The following is a 21,309-nucleotide window of genomic DNA, read 5'->3' on the forward strand; positions in this document are numbered from 1 at the left end:
GGTGTTCGCCAGATTCGTCGCAGCTCAGCGCTGCGCCGGCGCCAGCATTGGCGATGGCTGGTGGTTAACGCGAGTGGTCGAAGGTGATGGCCGGGGCACTGTTCGAACCGTCGTTCGCCGCAGCGCACCCAGCGGGGCTTCTCAGACGACCCGTGACGCGAACCGTCGTGCTGTCGGTGGCCGCTACTAGTATCGCACACATGTTCGAGATATCGCTGCCGGACCCGACGGAGCTGTGCCGATCCGATGATGGCGCGCTGGTGGCCGCGATCGAGGACTGCGCTCGTGTGGAGGCGGCTGCGAGCGCCCGGCGGTTGTCGGCGATCGCCGAGCTGACCGGCCGGCGCACCGGCGCGGACCAGCGGGCCGACTGGGCGTGTGACTTCTGGGACTGCGCGGCCGCGGAGGTGGCTGCGGCGTTGACTATCAGCCACGGCAAAGCCTCCGGACAAATGCATCTGAGCCTTGCCCTGAACCGGCTGCCCCAGGTGGCGGCGTTGTTTTTGGCCGGGCATCTTGGTGCGCGGCTTTTCTCGATCATCGCCTGGCGGACCTACCTCGTTCGCGACCCGCACGCACTGAGTCTGCTCGATGCCGCCCTGGCCGAACACGCCGGCGCGTGGGGGCCGCTGTCGGCCCCCAAACTGGAAAAGGCCATCGACTCCTGGATCGATCGCTACGATCCCGGGGCGCTGCGGCGCAGCCGTATCTCGGCCCGCACCCGCGACCTATGCATCGGTGATCCCGATGAGGACGCCGGCACCGCCGCGCTGTGGGGCCGGCTGTATGCCACCGACGCCGCGATGCTGGATCGCCGGCTCACCGAGATGGCCCACGGCGTGTGCGAGGATGACCCGCGCACCCTGGCCCAGCGCCGCGCCGACGCGCTGGGCGCGCTGGCCGCCGGCGCCGACCACCTGGCGTGCGGCTGCGGCAAGCCCGACTGCCCCTCCGGTGCCGGCAACGACGAGCGGGCCGCCGGTGTGGTCATCCACGTCGTCGCCGACGCCTCAGCACTTGACGCACAACCCGACCCACACCTATCCGGCGACGAACCCCCTTCGCGGCCCCTCACCCCGGAGACGACCCTGTTCGAGGCGTTGACACCCGACCCCGAACCCGATCCCCCCGCCACCCACGCGCCGGCCGAGCTGATCACCACCGGCGGCGGTGTGGTGCCCGCGCCGCTGCTGGCCGAACTCATCCGGGGTGGGGCCACCATCAGCCAAGTGCGCCATCCCGGCGATCTCGCAGCAGAGCCGCACTACCGGCCGTCGGCCAAGCTGGCTGAATTCGTCCGGATGCGGGATTTGACGTGCCGGTTTCCCGGGTGTGACGTGCCCGCCGAGTTTTGTGATATCGACCATTCGGCGCCCTGGCCGTTGGGGCCGACGCATCCATCAAATCTGAAGTGCGCGTGTAGAAAACACCACCTTTTGAAAACTTTCTGGACGGGCTGGCGGGATGTGCAGTTACCCGATGGCACGGTCATCTGGACCGCGCCCAACGGCCACACCTACACTACCCATCCCGGCAGCCGCATCTTCTTTCCCACCTGGCACACCACCACCGCCGAACTACCCCAAACATCAACGGCAGCAGTCAACGTCGACGCACGCGGCCTGATGATGCCGCGACGGCGCCGGACCCGAGCCGCCGAGCTGGCCCACCGCATCAACGCCGAACGCGCCCTCAACGACGCGTACATGGCCGAACGCAACAAGCCACCATCGTTCTGATGGGCGGCTATTCCCACCTCATGTCAAACACCCCTTCTGGATGTCACGCCCCTTCTGGACACCACCGACGAGTTCTCGTGTCGCCGCACCTATCCAAGAAGACCAACCGCTACGATCGGTCGATGTCGCGGCGCCGCAGTCGACGCAGGAGAACCGCGAAACGTGCCGGCCGCTCCGTCGACAAGAGAGAAGGACTGCATGCTGGTTTTGCACGGCTTCTGGTCCAACTCCGGCGGGATGCGGCTGTGGGCGGAGGACTCCGATCTGCTGGTGAAGAGCCCGAGTCAGGCGCTGCGCTCCGCGCGGCCACACCCGTTCGCGGCGCCCGCTGACCTGATCGCCGGCATACATCCGGGCAAACCCGCAACCGCCGTTTTGCTGTTGCCGTCGTTGCGATCGGCGCCGCTGGACTCGCCGGAGCTGATCCGGCTCGCCCCGCGCCCGGCCGCGCGAACCGATCCGATGCTGTTGGCGTGGACGGTACCGGTGGTGGACCTGGACCCCACCGCGGCGTTGGCCGCCTTCGACCAGCCCGCCCCCGACGTCCGCTACGGCGCGTCCGTCGACTACCTGGCCGAGCTGGCCGTTTTCGCGCGCGAGTTGGTCGAGCGTGGTCGCGTGCTGCCCCAGCTGCGCCGCGACACCCACGGCGCGGCCGCCTGCTGGCGTCCGGTGTTGCAGGGACGCGACGTGGTCGCGATGACCTCGCTGGTCTCGGCGATGCCGCCGGTCTGCCGCGCCGAAGTTGGTGGGCACGACCCGCACGAACTGGCAACCTCGGCTCTGGACGCGATGGTCGACGCCGCCGTGCGCGCGGCGCTGTCACCGATGGACCTGCTGCCCCCGCGACGGGGTCGCTCCAAACGGCATCGGGCCGTGGAGGCTTGGCTGACCGCGTTGACCTGCCCGGACGGCCGGTTCGACGCGGAGCCCGACGAACTCGACGCGCTGGCCGAGGCGTTGCGGCCATGGGACGACGTCGGTATCGGCACCGTCGGCCCGGCGCGGGCGACGTTTCGGCTGTCCGAAGTCGAGACCGAAAACGAGGAGACGCCCGCGGGCTCGTTGTGGAGGCTGGAGTTCTTATTGCAGTCGACGCAGGACCCCAGCCTGCTGGTCCCCGCCGAGCAGGCATGGAACGACGACGGCAGCCTGCGCCGCTGGCTGGACCGGCCGCAGGAGCTGCTGCTGACCGAACTGGGCCGGGCCTCTCGGATTTTCCCCGAGCTCGTCCCGGCGCTGCGCACCGCGTGCCCGTCCGGGCTTGAGCTCGACGCCGACGGCGCCTACCGATTCCTGTCGGGTACGGCCGCGGTGCTCGACGAGGCTGGGTTTGGCGTGCTGCTGCCGTCCTGGTGGGACCGCCGCCGCAAGCTGGGCTTGGTCCTGTCCGCATATACCCCGGTCGACGGCGTGGTGGGCAAGGCCAGCAAGTTCGGCCGCGAGCAGCTCGTCGAGTTCCGCTGGGAGCTGGCCGTGGGCGACGATCCGCTCAGCGAGGAGGAGATCGCGGCGCTGACCGAAACCAAGTCCCCGCTGATCCGGCTGCGTGGCCAGTGGGTGGCGCTCGATACCGAACAGCTGCGCCGCGGGCTGGAGTTTTTGGAGCGTAAGCCAACCGGCCGCAAGACCACCGCCGAGATCCTCGCGCTGGCCGCCAGCCACCCCGACGACGTGGACACCCCGCTCGAGGTCACCGCCGTACGCGCCGACGGCTGGCTCGGGGACCTGCTCGCCGGGGCCGCCGCGGCGTCGCTGCAGCCGTTGGACCCGCCCGACGGATTCACCGCGACGCTGCGTCCCTACCAGCAGCGCGGTCTGGCGTGGCTGGCGTTTTTGTCCTCGCTCGGTTTGGGCAGCTGCCTGGCCGACGACATGGGCCTGGGCAAGACGGTGCAGCTATTGGCCCTGGAAACCTTGGAATCCGTTCAGCGCCACCAGGATCGCGGCGTCGGACCCACACTGCTACTGTGCCCGATGTCGTTGGTGGGCAACTGGCAGCAGGAAGCGGCCAGGTTTGCACCCAACCTGCGGGTGTACGCCCACCACGGGGGCGCCCGGCTGCACGGCGAGGCGTTGCGCGACCACCTCGAGCGCACCGACCTGGTCGTGAGCACCTATACCACCGCCACCCGCGACATCGACGAGCTGGCGGAATACGAATGGAACCGGGTGGTGCTGGACGAGGCCCAGGCGGTGAAGAACAGCCTGTCCCGGGCGGCCAAGGCGGTGCGACGGCTACGCGCGGCGCACCGGGTCGCGCTGACCGGGACACCGATGGAGAACCGGCTCGCCGAGCTGTGGTCGATCATGGACTTCCTCAACCCGGGCCTGCTCGGATCCTCCGAACGCTTCCGCACCCGCTACGCGATCCCGATCGAGCGGCACGGGCACACCGAACCGGCCGAACGGCTGCGCGCATCGACGCGGCCCTACATCCTGCGCCGGCTCAAGACCGACCCGGCGATCATCGACGATCTGCCGGAGAAGATCGAGATCAAGCAGTACTGCCAACTCACCACCGAGCAGGCGTCGCTGTATCAGGCCGTCGTCGCCGACATGATGGAAAAGATCGAAAACACCGAAGGGATCGAGCGGCGCGGCAACGTGCTGGCCGCGATGGCCAAGCTCAAACAGGTGTGCAACCACCCCGCCCAGCTGCTGCACGATCGCTCCCCGGTCGGTCGGCGGTCCGGGAAGGTGATCCGGCTCGAGGAGATCCTGGAAGAGATCCTGGCCGAGGGCGACCGGGTGCTGTGTTTTACCCAGTTCACCGAGTTCGCCGAGCTGCTGGTGCCGCACCTGGCCGCACGCTTCGGCCGTGCCGCCCGAGACATTGCCTACCTGCACGGTGGCACCCCGAGGAAGCGGCGTGACGAGATGGTGGCCCGGTTCCAGTCCGGTGACGGCCCGCCCATTTTTCTGCTGTCGTTGAAGGCGGGCGGTACCGGGCTGAACCTCACCGCCGCCAATCATGTTGTGCACCTGGACCGCTGGTGGAACCCGGCGGTCGAGAACCAGGCGACGGACCGGGCGTTTCGGATCGGGCAGCGGCGCACGGTGCAGGTCCGCAAGTTCATCTGCACCGGCACCCTCGAGGAGAAGATCGACGAAATGATCGAGGAGAAAAAGGCGCTGGCCGACTTGGTGGTCACCGACGGCGAAGGCTGGCTGACCGAACTGTCCACCCGCGATCTGCGCGAGGTGTTCGCGCTGTCCGAAGGCGCCGTCGGTGAGTAGCACCTGGTATCCACCACCGTCCCGGCCCCGTCCGGTCGAGGGTGGGATCAAGGCGCGCAGCACCCGCGGCGCGATCGCGCAGACCTGGTGGTCGGAGCGGTTCATTGCGGTGCTGGAGGACATCGGCCTGGGTAACCGGCTGCAGCGTGGCCGCAGCTATGCGCGCAAGGGGCAGGTGATCTCGCTGCAGGTGGATGCCGGCTTGGTCACCGCGCTGGTGCAGGGCAGCCGGGCCCGGCCGTACCGGATCCGCATCGGGATTCCGGCGTTCGGCAAGTCGCAATGGGCGCACGTCGAGCGAACCCTGGCCGAAAACGCTTGGTACGCAGCAAAATTGCTGTCCGGCGAAATGCCCGAAGACATCGAGGACGTCTTCGCCGGCCTGGGCCTGTCGCTATTCCCCGGCACCGCCCGAGAGCTATCACTGGACTGCTCCTGCCCCGACTACGCGGTCCCATGCAAGCACCTGGCCGCCACCTTCTACTTGCTGGCCGAGTCCTTCGACGAGGATCCGTTCGCCATCCTGGCGTGGCGTGGCCGCGAGCGGGAGGATCTGCTGGCCAACCTGGCCGCTGCCCGCGCCGACGGAGCGGCACCGGCCGCCGACCACGCCGAACAAGTGGCCCAGCCGCTCACCGACTGCCTAGACCGCTATTACGCCCGGCAGGCCGACATCAATGTCCCCAGCCCGCCGGCAACCCCATCGACGGCATTGCTCGACCAGCTGCCCGACACCGGACTCAGCGCCCGCGGACGGCCGCTGACCGAGCTCCTGCGACCCGCCTATCACGCCCTGACGCACCATCACAACAGCGCGGGCGGCTGATCCCAGCGCACCCCTTCGAATCGGCCGAAGTCACTGTCGTAGGACACGATGCTGGCGCGATGCTCGACGGCAAGCGCGGCCAGATGCGCGTCGTTGACCAGGTTGGCACCGGTTCCCACGTACGTCAGCATTCTCGCCAGGATATCGGCGTGCCGGACGGTCGGATTCACCAAGACGGCGCTGGGTGCGGCTAGCCAATCCGCGACCTGGGTGATGGCCGCCTCCCGCGGAAGCGGACGGGGGAACAACCCCACCTTGGTCGCCAATCGCACGAACGCCAACAACGGCACCCAGGCGAACCCGACGCGGTCGGCGCCCGACAGCGCACCGTCAAGCCAGCGCAGCGACGGCTTGTGGTGCTCACTTGTGGTGTTCACGGCGTAGAGCAAGACGTTCGCGTCGACGATCTTCATCAACCGCTATGACCCGCGGCGTTGACGGCGCACAAGCTCTTCGTCCTCGAGGTCGGCCGCAAGCTGCAAGGCCCGGTCGAGGTTGACCGCAGGGACGCCCAAGTCTGCCGTGCGGGTGCTGAAGTGACTCGGCGCAGGTCGCCCGGAGGCGCCGTCGCGAATCGCGTCGTTGAGGGCCTTCTTGAAGGACACTTGCCGCTCGGCCATCCGGCGCCTTACCAACTGCTCGACGTCGTCATCCAATGTGACAGTCGTCCGCATTTTGATAGCATAGCATCAAGATTGTCGACAGCATCTCGTCAATCGGCGCGCGGGCCCGTCACTAATCCGGCGATTCGCCGTCGGACTGGGAGTCTTTGGCGCCCGTGGAACCCCTTTGTGTCCCTTGGCATCTTTGCGATCCAGTTCCCGCAGCCGTTTTCCCAACGCGGCACCCGCGATGCGCCGAAACGCGCGCCGTAGCCGGTCGGCGTCGAGCACGGCCACCTCCAGGGTGGCCAGGGGTGGGTTGAGCACCACGGTCGTGAACGTCATTCGCGGTAGCCCGACTCGGCGACCTCGAGCAGTCGACACGCCTTCTGCACGGGAAGTCCTTCTGCGGCCATCGTTGCTATGGCCGCTTACTGCCTTCTAGTCCGTGCGGCTCTCGCAACAGCTCACGGGACCTTTTTGAGGATCGCCACTTCAGGTCTTCAACTCGCGGATGCCCTCATTGGCAACGTTTGCGCCTGCCTTGGGCGGCCGGCAGCCACCAAGTCGAGCACTTTGCGGCGGAACTACTCGGGGTAACACTTCGGCACGGACACGGCTCGTTCGACGGACGTCGTGACCAGAAGTCGAGCAAACCGACTCCACTCTAGCTAGTGATACAAGCTTTTTTGTAGCCGCGCGATTGGGCCGCCCGTAAGGAATGCGTCATGAGCGACTTCGCATCACGGGCGACCAATCATTAATTTGTCAAACCCTTTGACATGCACTACTTGTCCACATTTTGTACACGAAATACCTAACACACTATGGTGCACATCACGCACTTCCACGTTCCGTATTCGGTGTACGATTTTGTCACGCAACTAAGCGTTCAAGAGGGAGTACTATGACTCATCCAAAAGTAAAAGATGACATAGAAATAGAAGAGTCGTGGTTCCGGTGCGGGTAGCTCCCGATGGCTTGACTGTGGTAAGCACCAGTGGCGTGTTCCCCGTGGTTGAGACCAGGAAGTTTTAAAGTCCTACAGCCCGCGGTATTCCGCAGAGGACATTGTGTGCATTTCGCACCTTCGGGTGGGAGAAATCGGGATGATCTCACCACCGGCCACCGGTGGGCGCACTTTGTACCCTTCGATTCCGTTATTCGGCGGATTTAAGCAGTTCGCACCATTACCAAGCAGCCAATGAGGAAGAGCGCAGGTGACTAGGTCGCTTGATCTTTCCCTGTGCAGTAGCTCGGGTTCTTTGAGTTTCGAGGAGGAGAAACCACATGTCCTTTGTGAATGTAGACCCATTTGGGATGTTGGCGGCAGCTGCGACACTGGAGTCCCTTGGTTCCCACATGGCGGTAAGCAATGCCGCGGTGGCCTCGGTGACCACCAAGGTTCCTCCCCCGGCCGCCGACTACGTATCAAAAAAGTTATCGCTGTTCTTTAGTAGCCACGGGCAGCAGTACCAGGTGCAAGCCGCTCGGGGCACGGCCTTTCATCGAAAATTGGTCCGGACCCTGGCGAATGGCGCGCTTGCGTATGAGGAAGTCGAGATCGCCAACAACGAAGGTTTCTAACGTGTCGCCAGTTACGCACGAGTGGCTACCAGCGAGTACAAGGGAGTAACGAATTATGCCCAATTTCTGGGCGTTGCCGCCCGAGATCAACTCCACCCGGATATATCTCGGCCCGGGTTCTGGCCCGATACTGGCCGCCGCCCAGGGATGGAACGCTCTGGCCAGTGAGCTGGAAAAGACGAAGGTGGGGTTGTAGTCAGCGCTCGACACGTTGCTGGAGTCGTATAGGGGTCAGTCGTCGCAGGCTTTGATACAGCAGACCTTGCCGTATGTGCAGTGGCTGACCACGACCGCCGAGCACGCCCATAAGACCGCGATCCAGCTCACGGCAGCGGCGAACGCCTACGAGCAGGCTAGAGCGGCGATGGTGCCGCCGGCGATGGTGCGCGCGAACCGCGTGCAGACCACAGTGTTGAAGGCAATCAACTGGTTCGGGCAATTCTCCACCAGGATCGCCGACAAGGAGGCCGACTACGAACAGATGTGGTTCCAAGACGCGCTAGTGATGGAGAACTATTGGGAAGCCGTGCAAGAGGCGATACAGTCGACGTCGCATTTTGAGGATCCACCGGAGATGGCCGACGACTACGACGAGGCCTGGATGCTCAACACCGTGTTCGACTATCACAACGAGAACGCAAAAGAGGAGGTCATCCATCTCGTGCCCGACGTGAACAAGGAGAGGGGGCCCATCGAACTCGTAACCAAGGTAGACAAAGAGGGGACCATCAGACTCGTCTACGATGGGGAGCCCACGTTTTCATACAAGGAACATCCTAAGTTTTGATTCGGGAACATCCTAAGAAACGGGGGGCGTCGCCGTTGGAGACGTCGCAACGTGTCCGCAGTCCCAAGGGCAACAGTGAAGGGCCCACGGTGCGATCCCCAACACCCGGCTAGAGTGCGCATATATTTTCCCGCCTCGGCTCAAGGCGTGCACCCCCATCACCGCTAACCATGCTGTGTATCAACAGATTTCATTGTCCCGGCTGTCGCGCGACCGACCAATAGGGTGAGTTCCATGTGCGATATCGCCTAACAGCCGGCTCCCGTACTCCCGTGGCCGATGTGATTATTGATTACGTGGATCACCATGTGGGTGATCGCGGTCGACAGCTTTGGTACCGAGCACATCGCCACAACGCGCGGTACGAATCTAGTACACAAATCCGCACCAGCCGCCATGCGACTTCGCAGGTCATAGCCCCGCAGAGTCGCCGAACCTGCCGCAGTGACAAAAGTCAGGACGGCCGGCGACGCGTCGAGCCGGGGTTAGGCGCAGTTAACGTCGCAGCGGGGTCCCAGACACGCGTCGGACTTTCGGACTCAGCCCGACGATTCGCCGTCAGACTGCGGGCTTTCCTGGTCTACCAGCAACGCTTGCAGGGCGGAGCCGGTGATGCGCCGGAACGCGCGCCGTGGCCGGTTGGCATCGAGAACGGCCACCTCTAAGCTGGCCACGCCAAGGGTGGGTTGATCACCACCCGAGGTGTCGGCACTGCCGGCCCGCAATGCAGCGACCGCGATACCCAGGGCGTCGGTCAGGCTGGCGTTCTCGGCATACGACTCTTTGAGCGCGTTGGCGATCGGCTCCGTGGTGCCGCCCATCACCACGAAATGCGGCTCGTCGGCGATCGACCCGTCGTAGGTAATACGATACAACTCAGGGGGTTTCGTCTCGCCGTAATGCGCCACCTCGGCCACACACAACTCAACCTCGTAGGGCTTGGCCTGTTCGGTGAAGATGGTGCCTAGAGTCTGCGCGTAGACATTGGCCAACTGCCGACCCGTGACGTCACGACGGTCATAGGCGTAACCGCGGGTGTCGGCGAACTGGATCCCGCCGCGGCGCAAATTGTCGAACTCGTTGAACTTGCCCGCAGCCGCAAAACCCACCCGATCGTAGAGCTCACTGATCTTCTGCAGCGACCGCGACGGATTCTCCGCGACGAACAGCACACCACCGGCATAGGCCAGCGCCACCACGCTTTTGGCCCGCGCAATGCCCTTACGCGCCAACTCGCTGCGCTCGCGCATCGCCTGCTCAGGCGAGATGAAATACGGAAAACTCACTTCTCACCGCCATCGGAGCCGAAAGTATCCGCACCCGAACGGCTTTCGATGATCGCGCGGGCCAATTCGGCAATCCGGCTCTCCGGCACGTCAACCGCCCCGTCGGCGTCGATGATCACCGCCGTCGGAAAGATGCCCCGCACCAGGTCCGGACCGCCGGTGGCGGAGTCGTCGTCGGCGGCGTCGTAGAGCGCCTCGACCGCCACCCGCAGCCCCGAATCACCGTCGGTAACCTGCGAATACAACTTCTTCATCGACGACTTCGCGAACAGCGAACCCGAGCCCACCGCCTGATAGCCCTCTTCCTCGATGTTCCAACCGCCGGCGGCGTCGAACGAAACGATACGACCCGCGCTCTGCGGGTCAGACGCATGAATGTCGTAGCCCGCCAGCAACGGCAACGCCAGCAGACCCTGCATCGCGGCCGCCAGATTGCCACGCACCATAATCGCCAGCCGGTTGATTTTGCCGGCAAACGTCAGCGGCACACCCTCGAGCTTCTCGTAGTGCTCAAGTTCCACGGCATACAGCCGGGCAAACTCAACCGCGACCGCAGCCGTGCCAGCGATGCCGGTAGCGGTGTAGTCATCGGTGATATACACCTTGCGCACATCACGCCCAGAAATCATGTTGCCCTGCGTCGAACGCCGGTCACCCGCCATGACAACACCGCCGGGGTATTTCAGCGCGACAATGGTGGTGCCGTGCGGCAGTTGCGCATCGCCGCCTGCGAGTGGCGCACCGCCGCTGATGCTTGCCGGCAGCAACTCCGGCGCCTGGCGGCGCAGGAAGTCAGTGAAAGAAGATAGGTCTACAGCGGGTGTTCCAGAGAGTGAATTAATGGACAGGCGATCGGGCAACGGCCAGGTCACTGTCCGCCCTTTTGGACGTATGCGCGGACGAAGTCCTCGGCGTTCTCCTCGAGGACGTCGTCGATTTCGTCGAGCAGATCGTCGGTCTCCTCGGTCAGCTTTTCGCGACGCTCCTGGCCCGCGGCGGTGCTGCCGGCGATGTCGTCATCATCGCCGCCGCCACCGCCACGCTTGGTCTGCTCTTGCGCCATCGCCGCCTCCTGCTTCCTCATGGCCTTTCAAAAGGCCGCGGGTGCGCGTCACACGCCCGCTGTCTTTCTCTACCCTACCGGTCAACACCAACGTTTCCCGGCCTAACCAGGCTTAGCGAGGCTCAGCGGTCAGTTGCTCTACCAGCTCCACGGCACTGTCCACCGAATCCAGCAACGCACCAACATGCGCCTTACTACCCCGCAACGGCTCCAGCGTCGGGATGCGAACCAGCGAGTCGCCGCCCAGGTCGAAGATCACCGAGTCCCAGCTAGCCGCGGCGATATCAGCCCCGAACCGGCGCAGGCATTCGCCGCGGAAATACGCGCGGGTGTCGGTCGGCGGGTTCTCCACCGCACTCAGCACCTGGTGTTCGGTGACTAAACGCTTCATCGAGCCGCGCGCGACCAGCCGGTTGTACAGGCCCTTGTCCAGCCGGACATCGGAGTACTGCAGGTCGACGAGGTGCAGCCGGGGCGCCGACCAGCTCAGGTTCTCCCGCTGCCGGAAACCGTCGAGCAGCCGCAGTTTGGCCGGCCAGTCCAGCAGCTCCGCGCAATCCATCGGGTCACGCTCGAGCTGATCCAGCACGTGTGCCCAGGTTTCCACGATGTCGGCCGCCCGCGGGTCCGGGTCGCGGCTATCCACCAACTTAGCCACTCGGTCCAGGTAGATCCGTTGCAGCGCAAGACCGGTCAGTTCCCGGCCGTCGGCCAGCGCAACGGTCGCTCGCAGCGACGGATCGCGGGAGATTGCGTGCACCGCATGTACCGGGCGGGCCAGCGCCAGGTCGGTCAGATCTATTGCGTGGGCTGGTCCTTCTTCGATCAGGTCGAGCACCAGCGCCGTGGTACCCAACTTCAGATAGGTCGACGTCTCGGCAAGGTTGGCGTCGCCGATGATGACGTGCAGCCGGCGGTACCTGTCGGCGTCGGCGTGCGGTTCGTCGCGGGTGTTGATGATGCCGCGCTTGAGCGTTGTTTCCAGCCCTACCTCGACCTCGATGTAGTCCGAACGCTGGGATAGCTGGAAGCCGGGCTCATCACCCGAGGGCCCGATGCCGACCCGGCCCGAGCCGGTCACCACCTGCCGGGATACCAGAAAGGGGGTCAGCCCGGTGATGATCGCCGAGAACGGTGTCTGCCGCGACATCAGGTAGTTCTCGTGCGACCCGTAGGAGGCTCCCTTGCCGTCGACGTTGTTCTTGTACAGCTGCAGTTTCGCGGCCCCGGGCACGCTGGCGACATGGCGGGCAGCGGCCTCCATCACGCGTTCGCCCGCCTTGTCCCAGATCACTGCGTCCAGCGGGTCGGTGCATTCGGGCGCGGAGTATTCCGGGTGCGCGTGGTCGACATACAGCCGCGCCCCGTTGGTCAGGATCATGTTGGCCGCGCCGACCTCGTCGGCGTCGACCACCGGCGGCGGCCCGGCCGAGCGACTCAAATCGAAGCCCCGGGCGTCGCGCAGCGGCGATTCCACCTCGTAGTCCCAACGGGTGCGTTTGGCACGCTGAATGCCGGCGGCGGCGGCGTATGCCAGCACCGCCTGCGTCGAGGTGAGGATCGGGTTGGCGGTCGGGTCCGACGGCGAGGAAATGCCGTACTCGACCTCCGTTCCGATAATCCGCTGCATGCCGTAGAGCCTAGGCCCGCCGACGATGCGGGCCGCGCAGCGGGCCGCTGAGGAGGCGGGCATCAAGCAACGCCCGCCGACGATGCGGGCCGCGCAGCGGGCCGCTGAGGAGGCGGGCATCAAGCAAGGCCCGCCGACCCAGAACATCGGAGCGGGCCGCGCAGGAGGTGGACAATCAAGCAGGGCCCGGCGCTAGGGTAGGCCGGCATGAGCCTTTCCGTCCGTCGCCCCCCGGCGGCCCGAGCAGCGGCCATTGTGGAGGCTGAAAGCTGGTTCTTGAAGCGTGGTCTGCCCTCGGTGCTGACCATGCGGGGCCGGTGCCGTCGGCTGTGGCCGCGGTCGGCTCCGATGTTGGCCGCCTGGGCGGTGGTCGAGGGCTGCCTCATGGCCGTCTTCTTCGTCACCGACGGCGGCGAAGTCTTCATCAGCGCGACGCCGACGACAGCGCAATGGGTGATCCTGGCGCTGCTCGCGGTTGCTCTTCCGCTGGCCTCCCTCGTCGGCTGGTTGGTGTCGCAGATATCAAGCGGGCGTGGCCAAGCGGCGGTGGCGACCATGGCGGTGGCCTTCGCGGCCGCATCCGACGTCATCGAATCCGGCCCGATCCAGCTGTTGCGGACCGCCGTCGTGGTGGGCCTGGTGCTGCTGCAGACCGGCTGCGGCGTCGGGTCGGTGCTTGGCTGGGCGGTGCGGATGACGCTGGAGCACCTTGCGACGGTCGGCACGCTGGCGGTCCGGGCCCTGCCGATCGTGCTACTGACGGCATTGGTGTTCTTCAACACCTATGTCTGGCTGATGGCCGCCAACATCAACGGCGAGCGGCTGACGCTGGCGATGGTTTTTCTGCTCGCCATCGCCGGGGCGTTCGTCGTGTCCAAGACGGTGGAACGGGTGCGTCCGCTGCTTCGCTCAACGACGGTGATGCCCCAAGGCAGCCAAAGCCTGGCCGGCACACCCTTCGCGACCATGGGCGACCCCTCTCCCGGCTTCCCCCTCACCCGGGCCGAACGCCTCAACGTGGTCTTCCTGCTGGCGGCCTCGCAACTCGTCGAGATCCTGGTAGTGGCGTCGGTCGGCGCCGCGATATACCTCGTTCTGGGCATGATCATTCTCACTCCGCCGCTGCTTCGGGAATGGACGCACTACGATTCGATGACCACGACGGTGCTCGGCATGACGTTCCCGGCGCCGGATTCGCTCATCCGTATGTGTCTTTTCCTGGGCGCGCTGACGTTCATGTACATCAGCGCCCGCGCGGTCGACGACGCCGAGTACCGCGCGATGTTCCTCGACCCTCTGATCGACGACCTGCACACCGCGCTGCTCGCGCGCAACCGCTACCGCAACAACGTGGTGACCGCGCCGTGCGCCGGTGTTGACGCCGGTCACGTCGATGACTAGGTTCACCCTGATGTCGGCTCCCGAACGGGTAACCGGCTTGTCCGGGCAACGTTACGGGGAAGTCCTTCTCGTAACACCCGGGGAGGCCGGTCCACAGGCCACCGTTTACAACAGCTTCCCGCTTAACGATTGTCCGGCCGAGCTGTGGTCCGCGCTCGATCCGCAAGCCCTAGCCACCGAACACAAAGCGGCCACCGCCCTGCTCAACGGTCCGCGCTATTGGTTGATGAACGCCATCGAGAAGGCGCCCCAGGGCCCGCCGGTGACGAAGACCTTCGGCGGGATCGAGATGCTCCAGCAGGCCACGGTGCTGCTGTCATCGATGAACCCTGCCCCATACACCGTCAGCCAGGTCAGCCGCAACACGGTCTTTGTGTTCAACGCCGGCGAAGAGGTCTACGAACTGCAGGACCCCAAGGGACAGCGCTGGGTGATGCAGACGTGGAGTCAAGTGGTGGACCCCAACCTGTCCCGAGCCGACCTGCCCAAGCTGGGTGAACGGCTCAACCTGCCAGCCGGGTGGTCCTATCATACCCGCGTGCTTACCAGCGAGTTGCGGGTCGACACTACCAACCGGGAGGCCCGCGTCCTGCAAGACGACCTCACCAACAGCTACTCACTGGTGACCGCCTGAGCCCTACAGGTACTGGCCGAGGTTGGACTCGGTATCAATAGCCCTGCTGGCCGACGAACTCTTTCCGGTGACCAGGGTGCGGATGTAGACGATCCGCTCCCCCTTCTTGCCCGAGATCCGCGCCCAGTCATCGGGGTTGGTGGTGTTGGGCAAATCCTCGTTCTCGGCGAACTCGTCGACGATCGAATCGAGCAGATGCTGTATACGCAGTCCCGGTTGGCCGGTCTCCAGCACCGATTTGATGGCGTTCTTCTTGGCTCGGTCGACGACGTTCTGGATCATCGCCCCGGAGTTGAAGTCCTTGAAGTACATGACTTCCTTGTCGCCGTTGGCATAGGTGACCTCCAGGAACCGGTTGTCGTCGATCTCGGCATACATCCGGTCGACAACCTTCTCGATCATCGCCTTGATGCAGGCCGAACGGTCACCGTCGAACTCGGCGAGATCGTCGGCGTGCACCGGCAAGAACTCGGTCAGGTACTTCGAGTAGATGTCCTGCGCCGCTTCGGCATCAGGCCGCTCGATCTTGATCTTCACGTCGAGGCGCCCGGGCCGCAGGATGGCAGGGTCGATCATGTCCTCTCGGTTGGAGGCGCCGATCACGATGACATTCTCGAGTCCCTCCACCCCGTCGATCTCGCTGAGCAGCTGCGGGACCACCGTGGTCTCGACGTCCGAGGAAACGCCGGTGCCACGGGTGCGAAAGATCGAGTCCATCTCGTCGAAAAACACGATCACCGGAGTGCCTTCCGACGCCTTCTCGCGGGCCCGTTGGAAGATCAGCCGGATGTGGCGTTCCGTTTCCCCGACGAATTTGTTCAGCAGCTCGGGGCCCTTGATGTTGAGGAAGTACGACTTCGCCTCGTGGGCATCGTCGCCGCGGACCTCGGCCATTTTCTTGGCCAACGAGTTGGCCACAGCCTTGGCGATCAACGTCTTACCACAGCCGGGTGGGCCATAGAGCAACACACCCTTGGGCGGGCGCAGCGAGTACTCCCGGTACAACTCCTTGTGCAGGAACGGCAGCTCCACGGCGTCGCGGATCTGCTCGATCTGGCGGCTCAGACCGCCGATGTCGGCGTAGCTGACGTCCGGCACCTCTTCCAGCACCAGGTCTTCTACCTCGGCTTTGGGGATGCGTTCGAAGGCATAGCCGGCTTTGGTGTCGACCAGCAGCGAGTCGCCGGGGCGCAGCTTGCGCGGCCGGGTGTCATCGTTGAGGGCCTCAGGGAGGCCGTCTGGCAGGTCCTCGGCGATCAGGGGATCAGCCAGCCAAACAACGCGTTCCTCGTCGGCGTGGCCGACGACCAGAGCCCGATGACCGTCGGCCAGGATCTCGCGCAAGGTGGATATCTCGCCGACCGCCTCGAATGTGCCGGCCTCCACGACGGTCAGGGCCTCGTTGAGCCGGACCGTCTGCCCCTTCTTCAGCGATGCAGCGTCAATATTCGGTGAGCACGTCAGGCGCATCTTGCGACCCGATGTGAACACATCGACCGTGTCGTCGTCGTGCGTGGCCAGCAGGACGCCGTAGCCACTGGGCGGCTGCCCCAGCCGGTCAACTTCCTCGCGCAGCGCCAGCAGTTGTTGACGGGCTTCTTTAAGAGTTTCCATTAATTTGGAATTGCGGGCAGCAAGTGAGTCGATACGGGCTTCGAGTTGATGTATATCGCGGGCAGAGCGCGTCGGGGCATGTGATCCGACGGCGTTCTCAAGTTGCTCGCGCAGGACCGCAGCCTCGCGCCGCAGCTGTTCTAATTCGGCGGCATCACCACTGGACAGCGGGCTATCCCGGGGGATGCCGAATGCCTCAGAACGCTCTGACTCACCCATGTTGCGCTCCTTTCCCACGCCAGGAATCGCGCGGCGGATACTCCAACGCTACCGGCGATCGGCGCTTCATGTTGGCAGTCGAATGCCGATGGAAAGTAACAACTTGTATCGCTGGTAATCTCGGCCCCGAATCCGGCCGATCAAACGGACCTTGAGAGGAGCACTGTGACCGCGAAATCCCTAGCCACAGGCGTAGTGGGCGACGCGGCGATCAGTGCGGCGGCCGCCGCCGAGACTTCTGCTGCATTCGCAAGCGGCCGGTAGCCGAGCGTGTCGCTGGATGCGCCGAAACATCCGTGTAACCCTGGGCGCCGCCACCATCGTGGCGGCGTTAGGGCTCTCCGGGTGTTCACACCCTGAGTTCAAGCGTTCGTCGCCGCCTGCCCCGTCACTGCCGCCCGTCACGTCGAGCCCGCTCGAGGCCGCGCCGATCACGCCCCTGCCCGCACCCGAAGCCCTGATCGATGTGCTGTCCCGGCTCGCCGACCCGGCCGTGCCGGGCACCAACAAGGTGCAGCTCATCGAGGGCGCGACCCCCGAAAACGCCGCTGCCCTGGACAGGTTCACCACCGCACTGCGTGACGGGAGCTACTTGCCCATGACCTTCGCGGCCAACGACATCGCATGGTCGGACAACAAGCCGTCCGACGTGATGGCCACCGTCGTCGTCACCACTGCCCATCCGGACAACCGCGAGTTCACGTTTCCCATGGAATTCGTGTCCTTCAAGGGCGGCTGGCAATTGTCTAGGCAGACCGCGGAAATGCTGCTGGCCATGGGTAACTCACCGGATTCGACTCCGTCGGCTACCAGCCCGGCGCCGGCCCCATCACCGACTCCCCCTGGCTGAGCTCCCGATGTGGATTGGCTGGCTGGAATTCGACGTGCTGCTGGGCGACGTGCGCTCACTCAAGCAGAAGCGGTCGGTGACCCGCCCCCTGGTCGCCGAGTTGCAGCGCAAATTCAGCGTGTCGGCCGCCGAGACCGGTTCGCATGATCTGTACCGGCGGGCGGGCATCGGTGTGGCCGTGGTGTCCGGTGACCGCAGCCACGCCGTCGATGTCCTCGACAACGCCGAACGTCTGGTAGCCGCACATCCGGAGTTCGAGTTGCTGTCCGTGCGCCGGGGCCTGCACCGCACTGACGACTAAGTGGACTGGCTCCCAGCTGTGTCTCCCGCTACCCGTCGCGTCCCTCGCGCTTACGACCTAGCGGCGCCGGAGCCACAGCCCCCGGCGCCAACCGGCGCGTTGCTACCAGGAACGCGGTATGCCCGCGCATCGAATGCTGCGGCCGAACCGCCAACCCTACGACGTTCCAGCCCCGCTGCAGCGTCTCCCAGGCTCTCGGTTCGGTCCAGCACTGCTTGGCCCGCAGTGCCTCCACGATCCTCGACAGCTGAGTGACGGTGGCCACGTAGACCATCAGCACTCCGCCGGCGACCAGCAGCCGCGATACCGCGTCGAGCACCTCCCACGGCGCCAGCATGTCGAGCACGGCCCGATCAACGGATCCGTCGGGCAGTTCGGAGTCGGCGAGGTCGCTGACGACCAGTCGCCAGTTGTCCGGCGGCTGGCCGTAGCAGCCGCTCACATTGCGCCGGGCGTGTTCGGCATGATCGGCGCGCTGTTCGTAGGAGATCACCTGTCCGGCCGGCCCAACCGCCCGCAGCAAAGACAAGGTCAGAGCACCGGATCCGGCTCCTGCCTCCAGCACCCGCGCGCCGGGAAATATGTCGCCCTCATGCACGATCTGGGCCGCATCTTTGGGATAGATCACCTGCGGGCCGCGCGGCATCGACATGACGTAGTCGACCAGCAGCGGGCGCAGCACCAGGAACAGGGCGCCGTTGCTGGATTTGACCACGCTGCCTTGCTCCAACCCGATCACCGCGTCGTGGGCGATCGAGCCACGATGAGTGTGGAATTCGGCACCGGGAGTCAGCGACATGGTGTAGCGGCGCCCCTTAGCGTCGGTGAGCTGAACACGTTCGCCGATGCTGAATGGGCCGGTTGCTGACACGCCGTCTAGCGTGCCAGCCGACTCGCCGCGATCGGTGCTCGGGGTTGTCGGCGCCCAACCCTAAGCTGCGGACATGGCCGACCAGCCGGACCCGCCCACACCACGGCCGGCGTTATCACCGTCACGGGCGACGGACTTCAAGCAATGCCCGCTGCTATACCGGTTTCGCGCGATCGACCGGCTACCCGAGGCGACGTCGGCGGCGCAGTTACGGGGTTCGGTGGTGCACGCCGCGCTTGAGCAGCTCTATGGGCTACCCGCGGGGCTGCGCAGCCCGGATACTGCGAGGTCACTGGTGCAGCGCGCTTGGGACCAGATGGTCGCCGCGGAGCCCGAACTGGCCGGCGAACTGGACCCCGGACAACCAACCCAGCTGCTGGAGGACGCCCGCGCGTTGGTGTCCGGCTACTACCGGCTGGAAGACCCGACTCGGTTCGACCCGCAATGCTGCGAACAGCGGGTGGAGGTCGAACTGGCCGACGGAACTCTGTTGCGCGGCTACATCGACCGCATTGACGTCGCCGCCACCGGCGAGCTGCGGGTGGTCGACTACAAGACTGGCAAGGCGCCGCCGGCGGCGCGGGCGTTGGCGGAGTTTAAGGCGATGTTTCAGATGAAGTTCTACGCGGTGGCGCTATTTCGGTCGCGCGGCGTGCCGCCCACCCGGCTGCGGCTCATCTATCTGGCCGACGGCCAGCTGCTCGACTATTCACCGGACCGCGACGAGCTATTGCGTTTCGAAAAGACGTTGATGGCGATTTGGCGTGCTATCCAATCCGCAGGCGAGACAGGCGATTTCCGCCCCAACCCATCGCGGCTCTGCGATTGGTGCCCGCATCAACAGCGCTGCCCGGCCTTCGGCGGAACACCACCGCCCTATCCAGGGTGGCCCACCGAGCCGGCGGCATAAACGATCGCGTCGAAGTGCGGTGTCATAGGGCCGCCGCGGCGGCGACGATGGCAAACCCGCCCAACACCGCGACCGAATCCTCGAGCAGCGCGATCGGCAGGTCGTGGCCGCCACGGGCAGCCACCAGCCTCGTACGTGCCTGATAGCCGCCCATGGTGCCGAGCACGGCGCCGATAACCCCAGCGCCAAGCCCGCCCCACCGGTAGCCCCACGCGGTGCCGATGACCGCGCCGGCGAACGCGCCCAAAATGATCCGGACAGCGAACACCGGCGTCACGGTACGCGGCGGTGTTTTGGGACGTTTGTCGTTAACGAGTTCGGCGACCGCAAGAACGCTGACGATCACCACGGTCACGAAATTGCCCATCCAGGATGCCCAGGTTCCATGCAGGTTGATCCAGCCGAGAAAGGCGGCCCAGGAGACCACGGCCGGGGCCGTCAGGGAACGCAACCCGGCGACGACACCGATAAGCAGCGCCAGCAGCAGAACAAGGACATGCGTCACAGCGATCCCTCCTGAGACAGACGTTATGGGCAATCAGGCCCCAGCGGACGCTAACACAGCGTGGGCCCCGCCACAGGATCAGAATCGGCAGAACCTGATGTCCGACGCCAGAATCGCTTTGGCCCCGATCGCAGCGAGCTCATCCATGATGCCGTTGACGTCCCGGCGCGGCACCAGGGCGCGGATTGCCACCCAGTCCGGGTCGGCCAGCGGGGCGATGGTCGGTGACTCCAGCCCCGGCGTGATCGCCGTGGCCTTCTTCAACGCCGAGCGCGGGCAATCGTAGTCGAGCATCAGATACTGCTGGCCGAAGACCACCCCCTGCACCCGAGCGACCAGTTGATCGCGCGCCTCGGTCTGGTCTTGGCCGTCCGTACCGGCCCGCTCGATGAGCACCGCCTCCGAATCGCACAGCGGCTCACCAAAGGCCACCAGGTCGTGCTGGCTCAGCGTGCGACCCGACCCCACCACATCGGCGATGGCATCGGCCACCCCGAGCTGCACCGAGATCTCCACGGCACCATCAAGTCTGATGACCGTTGCTTCGATTCCCTTGGTGGCCAGATCTTTCCGGACCAGATTCGGGTAGGCGGTGGCGATCCGCATCCCGGCTAGGTCGGCAGTCGTCCAGTTCCGCCCGGCGGGAGCGGCATAGCGGAAGCTGGACGACCCGAAGCCCAGCGCCAGGCGTTCCCGAACCTGTGCACCGGAATCGCACACCAGGTCGCGTCCGGTGATCCCGAAGTCGAGCTCTCCCGAACCGACATATATGGCAATGTCTTTGGGCCGCAAGAAGAAGAACTCGACGTTGTTGACCGGATCGATGACGGTCAAGTCTTTGGAATCGGTGCGGCGGCGGTAGCCGGCCTCCGCGAGGATCTCGGTGGCCGGCTCGCTCAGCGCACCCTTGTTGGGAACCGCGACCCGCAGCATGCTCACAGCTTTCGATAGACGTCGTCGAGGGACAGTCCACGGGAGATCATCAGCACCTGCGTCCAGTACAGCAACTGGCTGATCTCCTCCGCCAGTGCGTCGTTGGATTCGTGCTCGGCAGCCAGCCACACCTCGCCGGCCTCCTCGAGAAGCTTCTTACCCAGAGCATGAACCCCGCCGTCCAATGCCGCCACCGTGGTGCTGTCGGCCGGCCGGGTGCGGGCACGATCGCCGAGTTCGGCGAACAGATCCTCGAAGGTCTTCACGGCCAGCGATTGTTGCACGTGTCAGCCAGCCAAGTCACGGTGGTT

The 21,309-nt window shown here is 65.3% G+C and carries 21 protein-coding genes and 1 pseudogene; 10 read left to right on the top strand and 12 right to left on the bottom strand.

What is annotated here, in order from left to right; genetic code table 11:
• The first annotated feature begins 200 nt into the window (after positions 1-200).
• From FF952_RS11130 to FF952_RS11140, 3 genes are all read left to right on the top strand, one after another.
• The gene (locus tag FF952_RS11130) at positions 201-1,739 is read left to right on the top strand and encodes an HNH endonuclease signature motif containing protein (RefSeq protein WP_023637436.1); all 1,539 of its coding nucleotides are present in this window, start codon (positions 201-203) and stop codon (positions 1,737-1,739) included.
• Between the two features lie 198 nt (positions 1,740-1,937).
• Positions 1,938-4,979 (top strand): DEAD/DEAH box helicase, encoded by a 3,042-nt coding sequence (locus FF952_RS11135; RefSeq protein WP_003899171.1) that lies wholly within the window; start codon positions 1,938-1,940, stop codon positions 4,977-4,979.
• The gene (locus FF952_RS11140; protein ID WP_003899172.1) at positions 4,972-5,805 is read left to right on the top strand and encodes an SWIM zinc finger family protein; all 834 of its coding nucleotides are present in this window, start codon (positions 4,972-4,974) and stop codon (positions 5,803-5,805) included. The genes FF952_RS11135 and FF952_RS11140 overlap by 8 nt, the downstream gene beginning before the upstream one ends.
• Here the strand turns inward: FF952_RS11140 and FF952_RS11145 are convergent.
• Genes FF952_RS11145 through FF952_RS11155 form a run of 3 tightly spaced genes read right to left on the bottom strand, consistent with a single transcriptional unit; the run spans position 5,784 to position 6,752 of the window.
• A complete protein-coding gene (locus FF952_RS11145; RefSeq protein WP_003410811.1) occupies positions 5,784-6,218 on the bottom strand; it encodes a type II toxin-antitoxin system VapC family toxin in 435 nt (144 codons plus the stop codon). The genes FF952_RS11140 and FF952_RS11145 overlap by 22 nt on opposite strands.
• Positions 6,219-6,224: 6 nt before the next feature.
• The gene (locus tag FF952_RS11150; RefSeq protein WP_003410814.1) at positions 6,225-6,479 is read right to left on the bottom strand and encodes an antitoxin; all 255 of its coding nucleotides are present in this window, start codon (positions 6,477-6,479) and stop codon (positions 6,225-6,227) included.
• Between the two features lie 15 nt (positions 6,480-6,494).
• Positions 6,495-6,752, bottom strand: a complete 258-nt coding sequence (locus FF952_RS11155) for a hypothetical protein (RefSeq protein ID WP_003410816.1) — start codon at positions 6,750-6,752, stop codon at positions 6,495-6,497.
• A gap of 945 nt (positions 6,753-7,697) precedes the next feature.
• On the opposite strand from FF952_RS11155, the gene FF952_RS11160 reads away from it, so the two are divergent.
• Both FF952_RS11160 and FF952_RS11165 read left to right on the top strand, forming a co-directional pair.
• A complete protein-coding gene (locus FF952_RS11160) occupies positions 7,698-7,994 on the top strand; it encodes a PE family protein (protein WP_003410820.1) in 297 nt (98 codons plus the stop codon).
• Positions 7,995-8,049: 55 nt separating this feature from the next.
• A pseudogene (locus FF952_RS11165) lies at positions 8,050-8,781 on the top strand (PPE family protein).
• Between the two features lie 539 nt (positions 8,782-9,320).
• Here the strand turns inward: FF952_RS11165 and prcA are convergent.
• The 4 genes from prcA to dop form a co-directional block, all read right to left on the bottom strand.
• The gene (prcA, locus tag FF952_RS11170; RefSeq protein WP_003901330.1) at positions 9,321-10,067 is read right to left on the bottom strand and encodes a proteasome subunit alpha; all 747 of its coding nucleotides are present in this window, start codon (positions 10,065-10,067) and stop codon (positions 9,321-9,323) included.
• On the bottom strand, positions 10,064-10,939 hold the full coding sequence (prcB, locus tag FF952_RS11175) for a proteasome subunit beta (RefSeq protein ID WP_003411023.1): 876 nt from the start codon (positions 10,937-10,939) through the stop codon (positions 10,064-10,066). The genes prcA and prcB overlap by 4 nt, the downstream gene beginning before the upstream one ends.
• Entirely contained in the window at positions 10,936-11,130 is a 195-nt protein-coding gene (locus FF952_RS11180; RefSeq protein ID WP_003411026.1) for a ubiquitin-like protein Pup, read from the bottom strand. The genes prcB and FF952_RS11180 overlap by 4 nt, the downstream gene beginning before the upstream one ends.
• Before the next feature lie 112 nt (positions 11,131-11,242).
• The gene (dop, locus tag FF952_RS11185) at positions 11,243-12,760 is read right to left on the bottom strand and encodes a pup deamidase/depupylase (protein WP_003411029.1); all 1,518 of its coding nucleotides are present in this window, start codon (positions 12,758-12,760) and stop codon (positions 11,243-11,245) included.
• 207 nt (positions 12,761-12,967) lie between these two features.
• Here dop and FF952_RS11190 point away from each other — a divergent pair, with 207 nt between their 5' ends.
• Both FF952_RS11190 and FF952_RS11195 read left to right on the top strand, forming a co-directional pair.
• The gene (locus FF952_RS11190) at positions 12,968-14,161 is read left to right on the top strand and encodes an integral membrane protein (protein WP_003411031.1); all 1,194 of its coding nucleotides are present in this window, start codon (positions 12,968-12,970) and stop codon (positions 14,159-14,161) included.
• Between the two features lie 10 nt (positions 14,162-14,171).
• Complete coding sequence (locus FF952_RS11195; protein WP_003411033.1) at positions 14,172-14,795, top strand: hypothetical protein; 624 nt, start codon at positions 14,172-14,174, stop codon at positions 14,793-14,795.
• A 3-nt stretch (positions 14,796-14,798) separates the two neighbouring features.
• On the opposite strand, the gene arc is transcribed toward FF952_RS11195, so the two are convergent.
• Positions 14,799-16,628 (bottom strand): proteasome ATPase, encoded by a 1,830-nt coding sequence (gene arc, locus FF952_RS11200; protein ID WP_003411035.1) that lies wholly within the window; start codon positions 16,626-16,628, stop codon positions 14,799-14,801.
• Between the two features lie 280 nt (positions 16,629-16,908).
• On the opposite strand from arc, the gene lppK reads away from it, so the two are divergent.
• Complete coding sequence (lppK, locus tag FF952_RS11205) at positions 16,909-17,478, top strand: lipoprotein LppK (RefSeq protein WP_003900470.1); 570 nt, start codon at positions 16,909-16,911, stop codon at positions 17,476-17,478.
• A 7-nt stretch (positions 17,479-17,485) separates the two neighbouring features.
• Positions 17,486-17,779, top strand: a complete 294-nt coding sequence (locus FF952_RS11210; protein ID WP_003411038.1) for a DUF503 domain-containing protein — start codon at positions 17,486-17,488, stop codon at positions 17,777-17,779.
• Positions 17,780-17,807: 28 nt separating this feature from the next.
• Here the strand turns inward: FF952_RS11210 and trmI are convergent, their stop codons facing one another.
• Positions 17,808-18,650, bottom strand: a complete 843-nt coding sequence (trmI, locus tag FF952_RS11215; protein WP_003411041.1) for a tRNA (adenine(58)-N(1))-methyltransferase TrmI — start codon at positions 18,648-18,650, stop codon at positions 17,808-17,810.
• Positions 18,651-18,723: 73 nt separating this feature from the next.
• Between trmI and FF952_RS11220 the strand changes: the two genes are divergently transcribed.
• Complete coding sequence (locus tag FF952_RS11220) at positions 18,724-19,560, top strand: RecB family exonuclease (RefSeq protein WP_003899178.1); 837 nt, start codon at positions 18,724-18,726, stop codon at positions 19,558-19,560.
• Between the two features lie 22 nt (positions 19,561-19,582).
• Here the strand turns inward: FF952_RS11220 and FF952_RS11225 are convergent, their stop codons facing one another.
• From FF952_RS11225 to FF952_RS11235, 3 genes are all read right to left on the bottom strand, one after another.
• Positions 19,583-20,065 carry a glycine zipper 2TM domain-containing protein gene (locus tag FF952_RS11225; protein WP_003900471.1) on the bottom strand — a complete coding sequence of 161 codons (483 nt, stop codon included), beginning with the start codon at positions 20,063-20,065 and terminating at the stop codon, positions 19,583-19,585.
• A 78-nt stretch (positions 20,066-20,143) separates the two neighbouring features.
• Complete coding sequence (gene hisG, locus FF952_RS11230) at positions 20,144-20,998, bottom strand: ATP phosphoribosyltransferase (protein ID WP_003411047.1); 855 nt, start codon at positions 20,996-20,998, stop codon at positions 20,144-20,146.
• Between the two features lie 2 nt (positions 20,999-21,000).
• The gene (locus tag FF952_RS11235; RefSeq protein ID WP_003899180.1) at positions 21,001-21,282 is read right to left on the bottom strand and encodes a phosphoribosyl-ATP diphosphatase; all 282 of its coding nucleotides are present in this window, start codon (positions 21,280-21,282) and stop codon (positions 21,001-21,003) included.
• Positions 21,283-21,309: the final 27 nt, after the last annotated feature.

This window comes from Mycobacterium tuberculosis complex sp. N0072 (assembly GCF_030323725.1).
GTDB lineage: Bacteria > Actinomycetota > Actinomycetes > Mycobacteriales > Mycobacteriaceae > Mycobacterium > Mycobacterium tuberculosis.